We start from the raw sequence: 758 nt of genomic DNA on the forward strand, positions 1-758 counted from the left end.
TCGGCCGTCACCAAGTACCATGTCGGCGAGCGCGTCTCGGGCGAGGGCCATATCGTCTGCGGCAAGTGCCGCAACTGCCGGGCCGGCCGCGGGCATCTGTGCCGCAACACGCTCGGCGTCGGCGTCAACCGGCCGGGCTCGTTCGGCGAGTTCGTCTGCCTGCCGGAGTATAACGTCGTGCCGATCCCGGAGGATGTGCCCGACGAGATCGCGGCGATCTTCGATCCGTTCGGCAATGCGGTGCACACAGCACTCTCCTTCGATCTCGTCGGCGAGGACGTGCTTGTGACCGGCGCAGGGCCGATCGGCATCATGGGGGCGCTGGTCGCCAAGCGTTCCGGCGCGCGCAAGGTGGTGATCACCGACATCAACCCGACGCGGCTGGCGCTCGCGAAAAGCGTCGGCATCGACCATGTCGTCGATGCCTCGAAGGAAAACCTTGCCGACGTGATGAAGGCGATCGGCATGACCGAAGGTTTTGACGTCGGGCTGGAAATGTCGGGCGCGGCCCCTGCCTTCCGCGACATGATCGACAAGATGAACAATGGCGGCAAGATCGCCATCCTCGGCATCGCACCGGCCGGCTTCGAGATCGACTGGAACAAGGTGATCTTCAAGATGCTCAACCTCAAGGGCATCTATGGCCGCGAGATGTTCGAGACCTGGTACAAGATGATCGCCTTCGTGCAGGGCGGGCTCGACCTTGCCCCCGTCATCACCCACCGCATCAAGATCGACGAGTTCCGCGACGGCTTTCA

The 758-nt window shown here is 63.7% G+C and carries 1 protein-coding gene; it reads left to right on the forward strand.

Translation table 11 applies throughout. The features are described from left to right. A partial coding sequence (gene tdh, locus IB262_RS35425) for an L-threonine 3-dehydrogenase (protein WP_192494578.1) occupies positions 1 to 758 on the forward strand: 758 nt, incomplete at both ends.

It is taken from the genome of Ensifer sp. ENS02 (genome assembly GCF_014851885.1).
In the GTDB taxonomy this organism is placed as follows: Bacteria; Pseudomonadota; Alphaproteobacteria; order Rhizobiales; family Rhizobiaceae; genus Ensifer; species Ensifer adhaerens.